The organism is Celerinatantimonas sediminis (assembly GCF_046054195.1).
Lineage (GTDB): Bacteria > Pseudomonadota > Gammaproteobacteria > Enterobacterales > Celerinatantimonadaceae > Celerinatantimonas.
The window spans coordinates 1-17,901 of the sequence record NZ_JBEQCS010000007.1 but is presented as its reverse complement, the minus strand read 5'-3'; the positions used below and the strand labels follow the sequence as shown (position 1 = coordinate 17,901).

At 44.6% G+C, this 17,901-nt stretch carries 15 protein-coding genes; 9 read left to right on the top strand and 6 right to left on the bottom strand.

Annotated features, from left to right (window positions below; genetic code table 11):
* The first annotated feature begins 1 nt into the window (after nt 1).
* The 7 genes from ABTQ23_RS09825 (at nt 2) to ABTQ23_RS09795 (ending at nt 8,444) form a co-directional block, all read left to right on the top strand.
* Nucleotides 2–1,804 carry a sensor histidine kinase gene (locus ABTQ23_RS09825; RefSeq protein WP_408615542.1) on the top strand — a complete coding sequence of 601 codons (1,803 nt, stop codon included), beginning with the start codon at nt 2–4 and terminating at the stop codon, nt 1,802–1,804.
* 20 nt (nt 1,805–1,824) lie between these two features.
* The gene (locus ABTQ23_RS09820; protein ID WP_408615541.1) at nt 1,825–3,171 is read left to right on the top strand and encodes a sigma-54-dependent transcriptional regulator; all 1,347 of its coding nucleotides are present in this window, start codon (nt 1,825–1,827) and stop codon (nt 3,169–3,171) included.
* A gap of 146 nt (nt 3,172–3,317) precedes the next feature.
* The gene (gene efpL, locus ABTQ23_RS09815) at nt 3,318–3,887 is read left to right on the top strand and encodes an elongation factor P-like protein EfpL (protein WP_408615540.1); all 570 of its coding nucleotides are present in this window, start codon (nt 3,318–3,320) and stop codon (nt 3,885–3,887) included.
* 204 nt (nt 3,888–4,091) lie between these two features.
* Nucleotides 4,092–5,081, top strand: coding sequence for a TRAP transporter substrate-binding protein (locus tag ABTQ23_RS09810; protein WP_408615539.1), 990 nt, complete (start codon nt 4,092–4,094; stop codon nt 5,079–5,081).
* Nucleotides 5,082–5,138: 57 nt separating this feature from the next.
* Nucleotides 5,139–5,681, top strand: a complete 543-nt coding sequence (locus ABTQ23_RS09805; protein ID WP_408615538.1) for a TRAP transporter small permease — start codon at nt 5,139–5,141, stop codon at nt 5,679–5,681.
* Nucleotides 5,682–5,683: 2 nt separating this feature from the next.
* Nucleotides 5,684–7,072 carry a TRAP transporter large permease gene (locus tag ABTQ23_RS09800; RefSeq protein ID WP_408615537.1) on the top strand — a complete coding sequence of 463 codons (1,389 nt, stop codon included), beginning with the start codon at nt 5,684–5,686 and terminating at the stop codon, nt 7,070–7,072.
* 172 nt (nt 7,073–7,244) lie between these two features.
* A complete protein-coding gene (locus ABTQ23_RS09795) occupies nt 7,245–8,444 on the top strand; it encodes an SGNH/GDSL hydrolase family protein (protein ID WP_408615536.1) in 1,200 nt (399 codons plus the stop codon).
* 49 nt (nt 8,445–8,493) lie between these two features.
* On the opposite strand, the gene ilvN is transcribed toward ABTQ23_RS09795, so the two are convergent.
* Both ilvN and ABTQ23_RS09785 read right to left on the bottom strand, forming a co-directional pair.
* Nucleotides 8,494–8,988 (bottom strand): acetolactate synthase small subunit, encoded by a 495-nt coding sequence (ilvN, locus tag ABTQ23_RS09790; RefSeq protein ID WP_408615535.1) that lies wholly within the window; start codon nt 8,986–8,988, stop codon nt 8,494–8,496.
* Nucleotides 8,988–10,703 carry an acetolactate synthase 3 large subunit gene (locus ABTQ23_RS09785; protein ID WP_408615534.1) on the bottom strand — a complete coding sequence of 572 codons (1,716 nt, stop codon included), beginning with the start codon at nt 10,701–10,703 and terminating at the stop codon, nt 8,988–8,990. The genes ilvN and ABTQ23_RS09785 overlap by 1 nt, the downstream gene beginning before the upstream one ends.
* A gap of 450 nt (nt 10,704–11,153) precedes the next feature.
* Here ABTQ23_RS09785 and leuA point away from each other — a divergent pair, with 450 nt between their 5' ends.
* Together leuA and ABTQ23_RS09775 are read left to right on the top strand one after the other, a co-directional pair.
* On the top strand, nt 11,154–12,734 hold the full coding sequence (gene leuA, locus ABTQ23_RS09780; RefSeq protein ID WP_408615533.1) for a 2-isopropylmalate synthase: 1,581 nt from the start codon (nt 11,154–11,156) through the stop codon (nt 12,732–12,734).
* The gene (locus tag ABTQ23_RS09775) at nt 12,691–13,701 is read left to right on the top strand and encodes a transglutaminase-like domain-containing protein (RefSeq protein ID WP_408615532.1); all 1,011 of its coding nucleotides are present in this window, start codon (nt 12,691–12,693) and stop codon (nt 13,699–13,701) included. Before leuA ends, ABTQ23_RS09775 begins: the two co-directional genes overlap by 44 nt.
* A gap of 53 nt (nt 13,702–13,754) precedes the next feature.
* Here ABTQ23_RS09775 and ABTQ23_RS09770 read toward each other — a convergent pair whose 3' ends face one another.
* From ABTQ23_RS09770 to ABTQ23_RS09755, 4 genes are all read right to left on the bottom strand, one after another.
* Complete coding sequence (locus ABTQ23_RS09770) at nt 13,755–14,048, bottom strand: PilZ domain-containing protein (RefSeq protein ID WP_408615531.1); 294 nt, start codon at nt 14,046–14,048, stop codon at nt 13,755–13,757.
* A gap of 24 nt (nt 14,049–14,072) precedes the next feature.
* Nucleotides 14,073–15,461 carry a PhoH family protein gene (locus ABTQ23_RS09765; protein ID WP_408615530.1) on the bottom strand — a complete coding sequence of 463 codons (1,389 nt, stop codon included), beginning with the start codon at nt 15,459–15,461 and terminating at the stop codon, nt 14,073–14,075.
* Between the two features lie 430 nt (nt 15,462–15,891).
* Nucleotides 15,892–16,749, bottom strand: a complete 858-nt coding sequence (locus ABTQ23_RS09760) for an undecaprenyl-diphosphate phosphatase (RefSeq protein WP_408615529.1) — start codon at nt 16,747–16,749, stop codon at nt 15,892–15,894.
* 88 nt (nt 16,750–16,837) lie between these two features.
* Nucleotides 16,838–17,530, bottom strand: a complete 693-nt coding sequence (locus ABTQ23_RS09755) for a DNA-3-methyladenine glycosylase I (protein ID WP_408615697.1) — start codon at nt 17,528–17,530, stop codon at nt 16,838–16,840.
* Nucleotides 17,531–17,901 lie beyond the last annotated feature (371 nt).

The window sequence follows — 17,901 nt, the reverse complement described above, 5'->3', positions numbered from 1 at the left end:
TTTGGGGAAGCGTAAATTCCAATTTGAGCTATTAAGCTTTACTCGTTTTGGTTCTTATCTGGCGTTGTGGTTTCTGGTGATGCTGGCAGTTGCACTGACCACAAATCATCAGAAACGCCAGCAACACCAGATTGAGCTCACCGCCGAGCTCAACCGCATGGAACAAAATATTGTTCAAGAACTAGCGCGTTTCACTCACCTGCCACGGCTCGGTGCCGCCCACCCGAAGTTACAAAAAATTAAAGATGTTGTGCCCCATTCAGAGCGCTCCATTGCGCTCTCAAAACTGCTAAAAAAACTCAATCAACTCCAAGGTAGTGATGTGACCTACCTACTCAATCGCAATGCCCAAACCATCGCCTCAAGCAATTACGATAGGGCCGATTCGTTTGTAGGTGAAAATTACTTTTTTCGCCCCTATTTCCAGCAAGCTTTACGCGCAGAAGATGGCCATTACTTTGCATTAGGTTCGCGCTCAGGCAAACGTGGCTACTATTTTTCGGCCCCAGTCTACCAAGATTCACAAATCGTCGGGGTGTTGGTATTAAAGGTGCACCTGAGCATTATTGACTCCAGTTGGCAGTACCCCAATGCCGATTACTTAATCAGCGATGAACATGGCGTAATATTTTATGCCTCACAAAAGAACTGGCTTTATCACAGCCTGAAACCTCTTAGCAAAGCTGTACAAGCAAAGCTTCAAAACTCTCGCCAATATGGAAATAACCCCATCAGCACCATTGCAATGGAACAAAACTCTCAGAGCATTGTTGAATTACCCAGCCCTGATGGCCAATTGCAGCGTTATCTGAGCGTTAGCCAACAATTGGCGCAGCCCAACTGGAAACTGTACGCCTTACTGGTCAATCAGTTTCCATGGCAAGCGGTGCTGCGTGCAGAGCTTGCTACGTTATTTGTTGGATTACTGGTGATGTTAATTTTGCATTATTGGCAAAATCTGCGAGATCGGCGGTTGTTATTGGCCAAACTGAACCAACAACTAGAGCAAGAGGTCGCACAACGAACCCGACAACTCACTGACAGTAATTACCAACTAAAACAGGCACTGCAGCGCCACCAGCAAACCTCTCAAACACTTAAACAAACTGAAGCGGAGCTCAAACAAGCGGCTAAACTGGCAATGTTGGGGGAACTATCAGCCGGACTCAACCATGAGCTTAACCAACCACTTACGGCAATGCTGACCTACGCGCAAAATTCGCAAAAACTACTTAAACGCAACCAACTGGATTTGGTCGATGATAATCTGTCACAAATTGTCCGAGCCGCCGGATTGATGCGCGATATCATCGCTCGATTTAAAATTTTTGCGCGCAAAAGCGAGCCGGTGACGCAGTTAACTGCCGTCAAAGAAGTGATTAAAGCCGCCTTAACCCTGTTACATAACCGACTGTTACGCGCAGGCGTACTGCCCCAACTCGAACTAGATGACTCTCTTTGGGTCAATGTTGACCCGGTGCAACTTGAACAAGTGCTGATTAATCTACTTAACAATGCCATTGATGCTTTAAACCATGACTACGCCCCCCAAATTGGCATTCAAAGCTATCGAGACGCTAAAGCAGTCTATATTAAGGTATGGGATAACGGGTGTGGGCTTCAAGCCGAGCAATTAGACACCTTGTTTGATCCTTTCTATACCACCAAAAAACAAGGCCTTGGATTGGGAACAACGATTTCTCAGCGCATTATTGAAGGATTTAATGGCAAGCTAAGTGCCCACCAACATCCAACGGGTGGCGCTTGTTTTGTCATCCAATTGCCTGTTGCCTGCGATGGTTAACGCCAACAAGGAGGATGATTATGAGCATACCGGTGATGTTGATTGATGATGATCCGGATATTTTGCGCTCACTTGGCCAAACGTTGATGATTGAAGACTTTCCTTGCCAGAGCTTTTCTAGCGCGCTCACAGCCTTAAAGAATCTCAATAGTGACTGGCCGGGCGTCATTATCACCGATATCAACATGCCACAGATGGATGGCCTAACCTTTATGCACCGCGCTTTAGACATTGATGCCGACTTACCCATTATCTTACTCACTGGCCACGGTGATATTTCAACAGCGGTTCAAGCCATGCGCGATGGCGCTTATGATTTTTTAGAAAAACCATTTTCTAGTGACCATTTATTAGAAGTTGTCGCAAGGGCAGCCGAAAAGCGCCAACTGACCCAAGAAAACCGCTCACTGCGCCAAGAGATAGAAGCCCAAAGCAGCCCTGGCCCGCGCATTTTAGGCGTATCGGCACCGATGGTACACCTGCGCAAAATACTCTCGCAAATAAAAGATATGCCAGCAGATGTGTTAATTCATGGCGAAACAGGCAGCGGTAAAGAACTCGTCGCCCGCTTTTTACATGATCACAGCAACCGCGCTCAAGCTAACTTTGTTGCCATTAACTGTGGTGCGATTCCAGAAACGATGATCGAAAGCGAGCTGTTTGGCTTCGAAGTTGGGGCATTTACCGGTGCGAACAAAAAACGAGTCGGCAAAATTGCTTATGCCGATGGTGGCACACTTTTTTTAGATGAAATAGAAAGCATGCCGATGCCATTGCAAATCAAACTACTGCGCGTCCTTGAGGAGCGCTGCGTTGAACCATTGGGTTCCAATCAAAGTATTGCGCTTGATATTCGCATCGTTGCCGCCACCAAATGCAATCTAAAAACAGCCAGTGATGAAGGCTGGTTTCGCCGCGATCTTTATTATCGGCTCAATGTGGTCACGATTGAGATACCGCCACTGCGCGAGCGCCGTGAAGATATTCCACTGCTTTGGGAAAATTTCATCAAGGTTGCCTGCGCCCGCTATCAGCTTGAACCGCCCAACCTTTCTAAAACAGTATTAACAGAGCTCTCCGGCCATGACTGGCCGGGCAACGTCAGAGAACTTCGCAATCTAGCGGAACGGTTAGTGTTGATGGGCGAAGATGCACTCAAACAAATGCAATCGACTGAACAACAAGGCGCCGACCTAAGCCTGAGTGAACAGCTGGCCCGCTTTGAAAAAACACTCTTACAAGATGCGCTAACTCGCCATCAGGGAAATCTAAAAGCCGTTCAAGAAGATCTCAATATGGGACGCAAGACGCTTTATGAAAAAATGCGCAAATACCAGCTAGATAAACAAGATTTTAAAGATGATTAAATATCAGTGCTCAAATCCATTTTGCGCGCTAATATAGCCGCCTATTCTTGATCTTTAGCCAATTGAGAGGGATTGCTACCCAGATCATGCGCAAGACAACTCAGTTGTGCTAATTTGTGGACAATTTTATTAATGAGGAACGGATTGTGCCAAAAGCAAACGAGTTAAAAAAAGGGGCGGCTGTCCTTTATAAAGGCAAAGTTTTACTGGTCAAAGACATTGATGTTTCAAGCCCTAGCGCTCGCGGTGCGGCCACACTGTACAAAGTACGATTCACAGACTTAGCAAGCGGACTAAAAGTTGAAGAACGCTTTAAAGGGGATGACCTGTTAGATGACGTTGATGTCAGCCGTAGAGCGGTGAGCTTCTCTTACATTGATGGTGAAGAGTATGTCTTTATGGATAACGAAGACTTTAGCCAATATATCTTTAGCCATGACAAGATTGCCGATGAATTACTGTTTATTACCGAACAAACCCAAGGATTACAAGTCTTAACAGTTGATGGCAAAGGGGTGGGAATTGAGTTACCTGCCTCAGTTGAGCTCGTAATTGAAGAAACCACTCCTTCAATTAAAGGTGCTTCTGCCAGTGCCCGGACAAAACCTGCTCATTTTGCGACAGGTCTCGTTGTTCAGGTTCCAGAATATATCTCAAGTGGTGAAAAAGTTCGCATTAATACCAACGAGCGTAAATTCATGAGCCGCGCAGATTAGCTTTGATAAATGGGGGGATATTCCCCCATTTATCCAAATGCAATGAGTCAATCTCCCCCCAAAAAACTATCGACACCCTTCTTAAAAAACGCCCCTCAAATATTTATTGTTTTAAAAACATATTGTTAAAAAAATGTAACAGAACTGGTACAGCAATTGCCTAATAAGGTTGTCTACCTTACACGGATAAATAAGGACACAACCATGACCCTACTCAAATCGACACTGAGCATTTTAGCCGGCGCAACATTGCTATTGAGCACACAGCTGATGGCTGCACCGATTGAACTAAAGTTTTCACATGTTGTGGCAGAAAACACCCCCAAAGGCCAAATGGCAATTAAATTTCGCGATCTGGTCAATGAACGCTTAGCAGGAAAGGTAAAAGTAGAAGTTTTCCCAAATTCACAGCTATTTGGTGACAACAAGGTACTCGAAGCGATGTTACTTGGTGATGTCCAAATGGCCGCGCCATCGCTATCTAAATTTGAACGCTATACCAGTAAGCTCCAAATTTTTGATTTGCCATTTTTATTTAAAGATATGGCAGCGGTAGAACGTTTTCAAAATGGTCCTGATGGGCAAAAACTGCTGAGCTCACTGAAACCCAAAGGACTGATTGGTCTGGGCTACTTACACAATGGTCTCAAACAGCTCTCGGCTGATAAAGTGCTCAAAGTTCCAGAAGATGCCCATGGCTTGAAGTTTAGAATCATGTCATCCGATGTGCTCCAAGCACAATTTGAACAAGTAGATGCTGTCCCCATTAAAAAACCGTTCTCTGAAGTATTTACGCTGCTGCAAACCCGTGCAATTGATGGTCAAGAAAATACGTGGTCGAACATCTATTCGAAAAAATTCTTTGAAGTTCAGCCTTATATTACCGAATCCAACCACGGCGTCTTAGATTACCTCGTGGTAACCAGCACTGAATTTTGGACTGCCCTTCCCGATGACATCCGTACAGAGCTTAAAAAGTCTTTGGATGAAGCAATCGCTTACGGAAATCAAATCGCAGCTCAAAAAGCCGAAACCGACAAACAAGCAATTATTGACTCTGGACGCAGCGAAGTTGTGGAACTAACTGATGCCGAGCGTCAACAGTGGGTGGAAGCAATGAAACCAGTTTGGAATAAGTTTGCTAAAGATATCGGTCAAGATCTTATCGACTCAGCAGTTCAATCTAACCAGTAACTAACCTCTACTGGCCACCGACTCAGGTGGCCAGATTTTCCGACAAGGAGAGCAGCCATGAAACTAATCAATTGGCTCCATCACTTTGAGGAACGCTTAATCGGATTATTGCTCATTGCAATGACACTATTGGTGTTTGTTGAGGTGGTACTGCGTTTTGGTTTTAACACCGGGATTGAATGGGCTCAAGAGGTCACTCTTTATCTCTCGGCCTGGATGGTATTACTGGGTGCTTCTTGGGGGATACGTGAAGGCGCTCATATTGGAGTTGATGCGTTTGTCAAACTACTGCCAAACCGTCAACGCCGAATCATCACGTTACTTGCTATCGTATTGTGCCTAATTTACTGCGGATTATTTATCCAAGGAAGTTGGGTTTATCTATCGAAGATGGCCAAAATCGGCATTGAAATGGATGATGTTCCGCTTCCCAAATGGCAAGCCATGAGTGTCTTAATCATCGGTTTTGTCCTCTTAGCCATTCGCTTCTTGCAACTAGGTTGGGCTGTTATTAGCAACAAGCAAGATGGCTTTTCACTGGCAGATGAAGGCCGAGACAGTATGCATCTGGCCAATGATGATTCGCCACGGGAGCAATAGCCATGACAACACTTACCTTATTTGTACTGTTGTTTTTATGCATGTTAATGGGCATGCCTATCGCAATTGCGCTAGGATTTGCCAGTATGACCACCATTTTGTTGTTCTCAAATGATTCACTAGCTTCCATTGCTCTTAAATTATTTGAAGCAACATCGGAACACTACACTCTGTTAGCAATTCCATTTTTTATTCTGTCTTCGGCTTTTTTATCCACTGGCGGTGTCGCCAGACGGCTCATCAATTTTGCCATGGATAGTGTCGGTCATATTCGAGGCGGATTGGCGATGGCTTCGGTGATGGCTTGTATGCTGTTTGCTGCGGTTTCAGGCTCAAGCCCAGCAACAGTTGCAGCCATCGGCTCAATCGTCATTGCTGGTATGGTTAAAGCGGGCTATCCCAAAGCACTCGCAGCGGGAGTCATCGCCAATGCCGGAACGTTGGGGATTCTCATTCCGCCCTCAATTGTGATGCTGGTCTATTCAGCTGCAACCGAGGTATCCGCCTCGCGCATGTTTATGGCAGGTTTTATCCCCGGCACGTTGATGGGCTTAATTCTGATGGTGGCGATTTATATCGTTGCTCGAATTAAGAAACTACCCGCTCAGCCTTTTCCTGGCATCGGTCATTGGTTAGGTTCAATGAGCCGGGCCATTGGTGGCTTAATGCTGATTATTATTGTGTTAGGCTCTATTTATGGTGGGATTGCCAGCCCAACTGAGGCAGCCTCCGTTGCGGCTGTTTATGCATTTTTTATCGCTATTTTTGGTTATCGCGATATTGGTCCACTCAAAGGTGTGCCTTGGCGCAAAGAAAATGAGCGCCTCTTGCAAGCGCTCATTCGTAACCTCATCTTACTGCCGAAATCGATGATCGAATCAATTTGGCATAAAGAGGTTGGCCATGTGGTCAAAGACGCCGCCAAAGTTAGCATCATGCTTCTGTTTATAATTGCCAATGCAATGCTCTTCGCCCATGTGCTCACCAGTGAGCGGATCCCTCACTCCATAGCAGAAACGATTGTCTCATTAGGGTTGCCTGCTTGGGGATTTTTGATTGTGATGAACATCCTGTTGCTCGTGGCGGGCAACTTCATGGAGCCTTCAGCCATTTTGCTGATTATGGCACCGATTCTATTTCCTATCGCAACTCAGCTGGGAATTGACCCGATTCACCTTGGGATCATCATGGTGGTCAATATGGAAATAGGAATGTTAACACCGCCTGTTGGGCTCAACTTGTTTGTCACCGCCGGGATAACGGGTAATAGCATCGGTTGGGTGATTCACGCCTGTCTGCCATGGCTGGCCCTTTTACTGGGATTTTTGGTACTCATTACCTATGTCCCTCAAATATCACTATTTTTGCCGCAGCTTCTCGATGGCATGTAACTTCTCAGCCAAAGTCCCGCACCTGCGGGGCTTTTTTATTTAATCTGCGTCACGTTATTGTTGATATCATTCATCTCATCAAGCTAAATCCCTGACTTACTTCACGTTATCTACAAGATTAATTATTAACAATCATCTAATTATTTAATTAATCGTATTGGAGTAACCATTCATGGGAAAACAAAGCCGCTTCGCGCTCTATGGTTTATTGGGAGCGTTAGCATCATTTTCAAGTTTTAGTGCCTATTGCCAAAGTAACTGGCAACCGGCTTGGGCAAGTGCACCACAAGCACCGTTTACTCAAGGAATCTCTCATGACGGCTTTGCTGAACAAACTTTGCGTATGGTTGTTCATCCAAATCAGGTAGGTGAGAAATTACGCCTGCATTTCTCTAACCGCTTCGGCCATTCTCCGGTCACATTTGCTCAAGTCAGCGTCGCTCGTCAGGCCACTGGCGCTGCTGTCATAAATAATACACTGCATCCCGTCACATTTAACCACGGGCAAACATCAATTACTGTTCTGCCTGGCGCTCAAGCCATTAGCGACAGCATTAATGAACCCATTCAGGCCAATGAAAACCTCGTCGTTAGCGTTTATATCAAGCAGAAAGCTCAGGATCTTTGCTGGCATCAGGACGCTGTGCAAACCAATTACATTGCTTCAGGAGACCAATCTAAATCAGTTGATGGAAAAGTGTTTACAAAAACCATTACCTCTTGGTTTTGGCTTGATGGCGTTGATGTATTAAGCGAAGATAAAACAGCAGGAACCGTTATTACTTTTGGTGATTCTATTACTGATGGCCATCGCTCTAGTGTCGATAGCAATCACCGTTGGCCAGATTATTTAAATCAACGGCTCAGCGCTAATCAATCTCATCACTTTGTCGTTCTCAATGAAGGCATTTCAGGAAACCGCATCTTGCAAGATACCGAGAAATTTGGGATTTCAGCACTTGCTCGATTAGATGAAGATGTCCTAAGTCAGTCCAATGTTCACAGCGTCATTTTCTTAGAAGGGATCAATGATATTGGTCACGGCAATTATCACCCACAAACCATCATCAATGGCATTGAACAAGTTGCCGAACAATTACATGCTCACAATATCAAATTGTTAGTTGGCACCTTATTGCCATTTAAAGGCGCGAAATATGACACTCCTGAAGGGCAAAAAACACGTGATGCAGTCAATCACTGGATTCGCACCAGCAAAGATATCGACGGCGTTGTTGATTTTGCCAAAGCGATGCAAACCGCTGGCGACCCAGCCCAATTGGCAGCAAAATATGACTCAGGCGATCACCTGCATCCAAATGACGCTGGTTATAAATTTATGGCCAGTTTAGTTAACGCAAGTTCTCTTTAGCTCAACCTAAAAAGCCAGCAAAAAGCTGGCTTTCATTGCTAAGAGTTTCTTAGGCATGGAGCATTTTATCGCTGCGGCTTATGCCGCATGTTCCGCTTCGCACTACTTCAAGAACCTCAGTTAACTCGGCTAAAGTTCGAATGCATGCATCGATTTTTGGCCCATCACCGGTTATCTGCAACACATATTCACTGGCAGTGACGTTGACAATCTGGCCTCGAAAGATTTCACTTAAGCGCATCACTTCGGCGCGCATCACGCCTTGAGTTTTCACCTTAATCAGCGCTATTTCTCGTTCAATATAGGCGCTATCGGTTAACTCAGTGACTTTCAAAACATCCACAAGTTTATGCAGTTGCTTGGTGATCTGCTCAATCATCCGCTCATCACCAAAAGTGGTGATGGTCATGCGGGACAAGGTTGGGTCATCTGTTGCGGCAACCGTTAAAGAGTCGATATTATAGCCACGCTGAGAAAACAACCCCACGACCCGAGACAGTGAACCAGCCTCGTTTTCAATTAAAATAGATATTATTCGCCGCATCAGGTTCTCTCCGTTTTGCTTAGCCACATATCTTGCATGGTTCCGGCTTTAATCTGCATCGGATAAACATGCTCTTCAGGGTCAACCAGAATATCCATAAAGACAACTCGATCACGGTTCGCTAATGCCCATTTAAACGCATCATCTAACTGATCGGGAGCGCTCACTTGGATCCCTAAATGGCCATAAGCTTGAGCCAGTTTGACAAAATCGGGCACGGACTCCATATACGATTGCGACTGACGCCCACCGTAAAACATCTTCTGCCACTGTTTAACCATACCAAGAGAGCGGTTATTCAACGATACAATAATCACTGGAATGTGATATTGCATGCATGTTGAAAGCTCCTGAATATTCATCTGAATTGAACCATCGCCGGTGACACAAACAACGGTTGCTTGCGGATGTGCGAACTTGACCCCAACCGCAGCCGGTAGGCCAAAGCCCATGGTTCCAAGTCCACCAGAATTAATCCAGCGGCGCGGCTTATTAAATGGATAATAAAGCGCTGTAAACATCTGGTGTTGACCAACGTCTGATGCCACATAAGCATCCCCATCGGTCGCACGATAAAGCGCTTCAATCACCTGCTGAGGCTTAATGACATTCTCTTTGGTCGCATATTTTAAACACTCTTTTGCTCGCCACTGTTTAATCTGCTGCCACCATGGGTCAAGACGTGTTGCCTCGGGCGGCTCGCGCGATGCCATGAGCTCTTGTATCTGAGCTAATACAGCATCAACGGTTCCAACGATCGGAATGTCGGCTGCAATCGTTTTAGAGATAGAGGTTGGGTCGATATCAATATGAATCACTGTGGCATCGGGACAGAATTTTGCCACATTGTTGGTGACGCGGTCATCAAAACGAGCCCCAATGGCAAAAATCAGATCACTATGGTGCATGGCAAGATTGGCTTCATAAGTGCCATGCATGCCGAGCATTCCCAGAAATTGCGGGTCGTCTCCGGCAAACGCACCAAGCCCCATCAATGTTGAGGTGACAGGCAGATGAAACTGATGAGCCAAATCACGCACCGCCTCAGAAGCATTGGCCAAAATGGCACCGCCGCCGACATACAAAACCGGTTGTTTGGCTTTGAGCAATGCGCGCAGAGCTTTTTTTATCTGCCCGGTGTGTCCTTTTACCGTTGGATTATACGAACGTAAACTGACTGATTCCGGATAATGATAGGGAAATTTCTGCTGCGGATTCTGGATATCTTTTGGTAAATCAACAACAACAGGCCCAGGCCGCCCAGTGGATGCAATGTAATAAGCTTTTTTGATAATCGTTGGAATATCTGCGGCATTCTTCACTAAAAAGCTATGTTTGACGACGGGTCGAGAAACCCCCACCATATCAGTTTCCTGAAATGCATCATCACCGATAAGTGATGTTGCGACCTGACCCGATAGGATGACTAACGGAATCGAGTCCATATATGCCGTTGCGATACCAGTGATAGTATTAGTCGCCCCAGGACCGGAGGTGACTAGCACAGTCCCTACTTCTCCGGTTGAGCGCGCATACCCATCTGCCATGTGCACGGCGGCTTGCTCATGGCGCACCAACACATGTTCAATATCTGAGTTATCAAACAAGGCATCATAAATATCAAGTACAGAACCACCGGGATATCCAAAGATATGCTTTACCCCTTGGTCCTGTAGCGATCGGACGACCATCTCGGCGCCAGATAACTTCTCCATGCCAGCCTCCAGGCTCTTATTTGTTGTTCTACTGGTTTGTTTTAATCGTTTGAGTGAATCACATTAACACGATCATGCTGTAGACGTATCAGATTAAATAACAAAAGAATAAAAACATCAAATTCAACTTTAAAAAAGATTATTTATTGCTAACTTTTAACTGTATTGGATTTTTTATATCTTTTTTATTTTATTTATTGGAATCTTTTTAAAAGATAGTATACTCACAATTATTCCGGTGAAGATTTAAACATATTTCCGGCTTTTGAGGATGGGAATGATGCAATCAATGTGGACTTTACGACTTACCTTACGACTATCAGGCCTAGAGCTACTATGCTTGAGAGCGGGTATATTGATTGATTAGTTCACACGAAAACATCACTAACCCGCTATTTAACAGCGGGTTTTTTTATAACTGAACACTTTTAAAACTGAAAGGATCGCCCCATGACTGACCAGGTAATTATTTTTGACACAACTTTGCGAGATGGAGAACAGGCCTTAGCGGCAAGTCTGACCGTTAAAGAGAAGTTACAAATAGCCCTGGCTCTAGAGAAATTAGGTGTTGATGTCATGGAGGTTGGGTTTCCGATTTCTTCACCGGGTGATTTTGAATCAGTCCAAACCATTGCCAGAGAAATCAAAAACAGCCGAGTTTGTGCGCTTTCTCGCGCATTGCCAGCCGACATTGATGCTGCGGCCAAGGCTTTGCAGGTCGCTGAAGCGTTTCGTATCCATACGTTTATCTCAACTTCTGATGTGCATGTGCAGAGTAAACTGCGGCGCAGCTTTGAAGACGTTTTAGAAATGGGGATTAAAGCGGTTAAACACGCTCGCCAATATACGGATGATGTCGAGTTTTCTTGTGAAGACGCGGGCCGCACCCCTATCGACAACTTGTGCCGCATGGTAGAAGGCGCGATTAAAGCCGGCGCAACGACAGTCAATATTCCCGATACGGTTGGTTACACATTCCCTAGCGAATTTGGCGGCATTATTTCGCAGCTGTTTAATCGAGTCCCCAATATTGATCAGGCGATTATCTCAGTACACTGCCACGATGATTTAGGCATGTCTGTTGCCAACTCACTGACCGCTGTAACCCAAGGTGCTCGGCAGATTGAGTGTACAATTAACGGCATTGGTGAGCGCGCCGGCAACACTTCGCTTGAAGAAGTTGCAATGGCGATTCAAACCCGCTCAGCGCAACTGAATGTAAAAACCAATATTAACTCTCAGGAAATTTATCGCACCAGTCAATTGGTAAGTCGCTTGTGTAATATGCCCGTGCAACCAAACAAAGCGATTGTCGGCTCAAATGCATTTTCTCACTCATCAGGCATTCACCAAGACGGGATGTTAAAAAGTCAGAACACCTATGAAATTATGACTCCTGATAGCATTGGCCTGCCGAAAAACGTATTAAACCTGACTTCTCGTTCAGGTCGGCATGTTATTAAACATCGCATGGGTGAGCTGGGTTATAGTGAAGAGGACTATAACTTGGATGAGCTTTATAAAAGCTTTTTGGAACTGGCCGATCGCAAAGGTCAGGTCTTTGACTATGATTTAGAAGCATTGGTATTTTTTAATAACCAACGCGAAGATGAAGACTTCTTCAAACTGGAATATTTAAGCGCACAATCTGGCTCTGAAGTTGTCTCAACCGCGACCGTCAAACTGCGCTGCGGCGATCATGTTATGACAGAAGCCGCCACAGGTAATGGTCCAATTGATGCGGCATATCACTGTCTGAGCCGAATGACAGGCTATGCTATTACCATTGATGATTATTCAATCAAAGCGGCCGGTGGCGGTAAAGGGAATCAGAAATCTGATATTAAAGATGCACTGGGTAAAGCCGATATAGTAGCGAAATATCAGGGCCGTACTTTCCATGGGATGGGGCTGGCAACTGATATTGTTCAAGCTTCAGCCAAAGCATTTGTGCATGTATTAAATAATATTCATCGGGCCGAAACGATTGCTAAAGAAAAGGAAAAACTGCGGATTTCCAAAACTGCGTAATCAGATAAAACCAGTCAGAACAGCGCTCATTGTAGCGCTGATTCTAGGCTCGTTGAGTACGCCCTCTTATGCTAAACAGCTGTTGTTTCAACGCACTGGCGAGCAGCTAAACTATGTTTGGCAAACCGGACAGAATAAACCACAGCAGGCAACTTTTAGCTTGCAACAATATCCAAGAGACTTAAGTTTTTTCACCGCGTTTCGCCCCCATGCTGCCAATGCCTTTATTGCCCAAGGGATGTTGGAGCTAGCAAAAACGCAAGATCCCAAAAAAGCCATCATCGATATTAAGGCCTATGGCAGTCGCTTAAGTTGGAAAATTCGCACTCGCAGTAAAGCCGAGCAAGTGAGCCTGAGCCAACAACTCAATACTATTTATAAAAAGCGTTACGAGCAGTATTTAGCCGACCATCGGATGCGCATTATCAAGATGCCATCTGGCGCTTCTGGGATCATTCCTGACCATCCTCAGCTGGCACGAGAAAGTGCAAAATATTTGGGCGCATTTGCTGAGCACTTTTTTCCTAAAACATCAGATAATACTTCAGCGGCAGATTTAAAAAAGCAGCTTGATGCATTGCTGGCATTTATTCAGAGCATTCCATACAACACACTGCAAACAAAAGACCAATATCGAGGCGCAGGTTTCATGACGCCGATTCAGGTGTTGCGCAATAACATGGGCGATTGCGATAGCAAAGCGACATTACTTGCAGCGATTTTACTCAAAGCTCAGCCGAGTCTTAAAACAGCGTTTGTTTATATTCCCGGACACGCTTTTCTGGCCGTTCAATTGCCAGCGCAAGGCGACGAAGAAACAGTGAAGATAAAACAGCAACCATGGTTGGTGATGGATCCAACGGGACCTGCGATTATGCCAGTTGGTAAAGTATCTGAAGACACATTACGCTATATAAAAAGCAACTACGTCAAGACGTTGCCAGTTGAAGATGAGAGCGAGCAATAATGAGCTTAACCTGAATCATTCAGGCTCAGCTGTTCATTTATCGTAAACGGGGTTTAATCAACTTTAGAGAATTCAACTCCGACTAAAATTCCCTCCGGATCTGGTTGCAGATGTACAACATGGCCCTCTGCCTGTAACGCCAGTACACCCGGGCGTCCTGGTTTTAATTCAAGTGCCACTTTATCGCCTAATTGCAATTGGGTTTCTTTAAACATAATTCCCATACCACTGGCACTTAAATCATGGCATCGCCCATGAGATTCAATGTTGGCAAAACGCACTTGAACGGGTGAATCGACCATCATCCGAATAAACGAGCGTTTTTCCATCTCTGCACTAACAACCATTGACTTTCTCCTATCGCATGCAAGTTAAAGTTCCCTTTCAGCAAAGGACGCTAAACGACTGCGTACCACGCCGTTAAGATAAACATTTGCGCTCCCTTCAAAGTTTTTAAACCGCTCGACGATGTAGGTCAAACCTGAGGTTACTGCCGTTAAATAGTTACTATCAATCTGAGACAAATTACCGCAGCACACAAGTTTGGTCCCTTCACCACAGCGAGTAATAATGGTTTTTAACTGTGACGCAGTTAAGTTTTGGCATTCATCTAAAAAAACAAATGAATTTTGAATGCTGCGCCCGCGCATAAAGTTTACAGATTTAAACTGGATATTGGCCTTATCCATAATATAGTGCAAAGAGCCGTCCATTGACTCATCATGTCTGTGAAGTACTTCTAAAGTATCAGTTACCGCAGCCAGCCACGGCATCATTTTTTCTTCTTCAGAACCGGGTAAGAAGCCGATAGATTCGGCAATTTCTGGAGTATTACGAGTGACGATGACTTTACTGTAAGTTGCTCTTTCTATCACTAATTCAAGAGCACAAGCCATCGCGAGTAGCGTTTTACCACATCCGGCAGGCCCGGTTAGAATCACTAATTCGATATTAGGATCAAGAAGTGCATCAAGAGCCATCGCTTGATAGATATTTTTAGGATGAACGCCCCAGGCACTGCGCCCCATTAAGCGCTCATAGCCAAGATCTTGCAGCTCGATTTGCTTCTCATCCTGATTGATAACCCTTGCAGCAAAGCTCTGTGTATCATCAATGATGTATTGGTTGATATAAGCACCATCGAGCAAGTCGGCAGAAATTTTATGAAAAGTATCGCGCCCTTCACTGGTACTCTCACAATCTTTAACCCGCCCCCAAAAACTCCCTTCAAGATGATTAAAGCCTTTCGCTAAAAACTGAATATCATCGATCAATTGATCTGAGCGATAATCTTCAACCCCTGCCATGCCAGCGCCTTTTGCTTTAAGACGCATATTAATATCTTTAGTAACAAGCACCACCGTGCGCGGTTCATGCAGCTTTTGTAAATACAACGCCGTATTAATAATGCGGTTATCTGGTTCATCAGCGGTAAAACTTTTAGCCTGCTGGTCCAGTGTATGATCGGCAAATATTGCTATTTTGCCACTGGCGTGATGTTCCGTTGCATTAGCCAAAGGCACCCCTTCCTGAATCATCTCAGGTGAAGCATCAACGAAAATATTTTCCAGTGTACGAATAGCAACGCGGGCATCTCGACTAACATCTTTGTGGCGATCTTTAATGCGATCTAGCTCTTCAAGGACAGTCATTGGAATAACAACATCGTGTTCTTGAAATTGGTATACAGCAAGAGGATCGTGCAGAAGGACGTTCGTATCGAGGATATATAACTTCGTAGAGACTTGCTTTCTTCCCATAAGGGCCCTCCGTCTATGGCAGAGATAATCAACTTGAACTTAAGTCTTTAATGACTACACCATGGTTTATGGTAAAGCACAAGTTTTCGTCGGCTCCGGGGCGAAAAATCGGAGGCCTAATTTGAGTCTAGACCATCTCAAGAGAGCTTTTATGACAAAGGCGGATATAACGATTTAAACGCTCAAAATATCACCATTTTTACGGTGAGTCGATTAACACCTATTTACAGCTAACGAAATAAAAAGCACTTAACAAGCTAAAATTTAAGTGCTTTTTATCACGCTATTAGGGGCTGTTGATCTTTGACGGTTGAATTTTGTTCAAATTAAACGCATTTTGAACGCGGCGCATCCTGTGTCGCTTAATGAGTTAAGCAATCAGGATGCGACAAAGTTCAGGATGCTTAAATGAACCCGAAGGGCAGTAGCCCTAGCTAAACGTGAAAACGAGTGCACTAACCACAATGCAATAACAACCAAACAAATACCAGCGACCGCTCTCTAACCAACTAGAAAGCCAACGCATTGCCCCAAGGCCAGCAAAGAAGCTAAAAACCATGCCTAACAATCCCATACTAAAGGCATGCCCAAGCGAAACAGATAGATGAGGAGCCCCGCTGGTGATAGCTGCTGAATGATATTTAAAGATGCGGTAGCCCTCTTTAGCAATCACTACAGGGGTTAGAATCACTGCCAACGCAAAACTAAACTCTTCAGCCTTTTGGCGTTGAATACCCAATAAAAGGCTGGTCGAAATAGTGGCACCAGAGCGTGAAAAACCACGAAAAGGCAGGCACAAACCTTGAATAACACCAATAATGAGCGAGTGGGAGGCACTAATATTATGATGCGGGTGTCTCTTTCTTAACGATGAGACGATGATCAAAACACCGACCACAGCCAAAGATGCGGCAATTAAATGCAAATTACCAAATAGCTGTTCAATTTCAAAATGAGGTGCTGAACCTGCCATTATTTTTTTCGCGCCAAATAAAAAAGCCAGACCAATAACACCTGTGGCAAAGGTCGCTATAATTAGTCGGCTTAAATTTTGGAAAAATTGTTGAGTGGATTGAAAGTAGGTTTTTTTCCAGCTCCGCCAAAAATAGACGATCACCGCAAACATCGTTCCGGTGTGTAACATCACTAGCAACAAGGTCATGGTGGGAGTGGTGGGATCGAGCCCCATTAATTTTTCAGCGAGGATTACGTGAGCAGAGCTCGAAACAGGCAATAGCTCAGCGACACCCTGAACAATAGCTAGGATAAGAATTTGAACGATATGCATGGTAATTTAAATAGAATCCATAAAGAGGCGTAAGATAATCACTTATCTTAACAGTAATTAAGTTCAGATAAGACCAAAAAATCCGAGCTTAGTTCTGCCAACCCACTGTATTATCGCCAAAGCTATAAGCAATCAACTGGCTTAATTCCTGATAAGAACGACCACTTTGTTCACGGAACTGATTAAACATTGCCTGAATAGCTTGATGAGAACGCTTGGTATGTAAACCGCCATCAATGACTTCGTAGGCGCGGCAATAGCCCTCAATATCTCGCGATAAGATAAATGTATCTTTACCCATTGCACGCAGAGCAAACGCCCCAGTATTGCCCCCTAGACGAGAGCCATGAGTTTTCAAATAATCCCATAGCTGCACAATATCTTCGCTCGCGAAATTTGCGATAAAAGTGCTAAAACTGCCATGCTTTTGCGCAATATCGTGGATCATCAGACAATTATCTCTGAGAGTCTTCACCTTTTTAAAATTACGGATAATTTGCGGATCGCTCGCTTTACGCTCAAGCATCTCTGGGGGCATCAACAATAGTTTTTCAATCGAAAAATTCCAAAATACCTCACGAAAACCAGCCCACTTAGCATTGACCACTGACCAGTAAAAGCCACTTTGAAAAATCTTTCGAGTAAACTCTTCCAGCCACTCACAATCTTCTAATGCAATCAGCTCTTCATAAGTTCTCGGTTTTGATAACAACTGCTCCAGAGCCGCAACCGATCCCTTCCGTTCGACCGCTCGCTGATATAGTGACTGATAGCTCTCAATCATAAATTTACAACCAATATCTAATAACGCATGTATTGAGCATAATTATATAAAAATAACCGATTAAATAGGAGCAGATAGACAACGACTCTTGGCACAAGCTGCCAGTATTGGATAAAAATAAATTAGAGCGCAATCATTAAAGCAATGGCTAAAGAATACGGATAACTTAATGACATAAGAAAATGAAATTAAAAAATGAAAGCCCGCATGAGAGATGTGATCAAAAGGATAACTGCGGTGAGTTAACCTAAATGACAGGCATAAAAAAACCCCGTCCATTCGGACAGGGTCTGATTCGAAGCCTGGCAGTGACCTACTTTCACATGGGGAAACCCCACACTATCATCGGCGCTGTTGCGTTTCACGTC